Source organism: Aquitalea sp. ASV15, from assembly GCF_016429115.1.
GTDB classification, from domain to species: domain Bacteria; phylum Pseudomonadota; class Gammaproteobacteria; order Burkholderiales; family Chromobacteriaceae; genus Aquitalea; species Aquitalea magnusonii.
Genome location: NZ_JAELTZ010000131.1, coordinates 1 through 428 on the forward strand (window position 1 = coordinate 1; position 428 = coordinate 428).

Annotated in this window: 1 protein-coding gene; it reads left to right on the top strand. The window is 62.9% G+C overall.

What is annotated here, in order from left to right; translation table 11 throughout:
* Positions 1 to 428, top strand: a 428-nt coding sequence (locus tag JHD64_RS21150) for an amidohydrolase family protein (protein ID WP_199055588.1), incomplete at both ends; no start/stop codon positions are given.

Sequence of the window (428 nt, forward strand, 5' to 3'; positions counted from 1 at the left end):
CTCACCATCTTCAGCCCGCGCGCCAGCTTCATGGCCCACCATATCGGCGACTTCAACACCTCCTCCACCTGGGCGGCCATCTGTAATGAGCTGTGCTATCGCGTCAGCCAGCTGTTCCCCGACAACTTCATCGGTGCCGCCATGCTGCCGCAGTCGCCCGGCGTCGACCCGGCCACTTCCATTCCGGAGCTGGAACGCTGCATCCAGGACTACGGCTTTGTCGGCATCAACCTCAACCCGGACCCGTCCGGCGGCCACTGGACCAGCCCGCCGCTGTCCGACCGCCACTGGTACCCCATCTACGAAAAAATGGTGGAGTACGACATCCCGGCCATGGTGCATGTGTCCACCAGCTGCAACTGCGCCTTCCACACCACCGGCGCGCATTATCTGAACGCAGACACCACCGCCTTCATGCAATGCCTGAC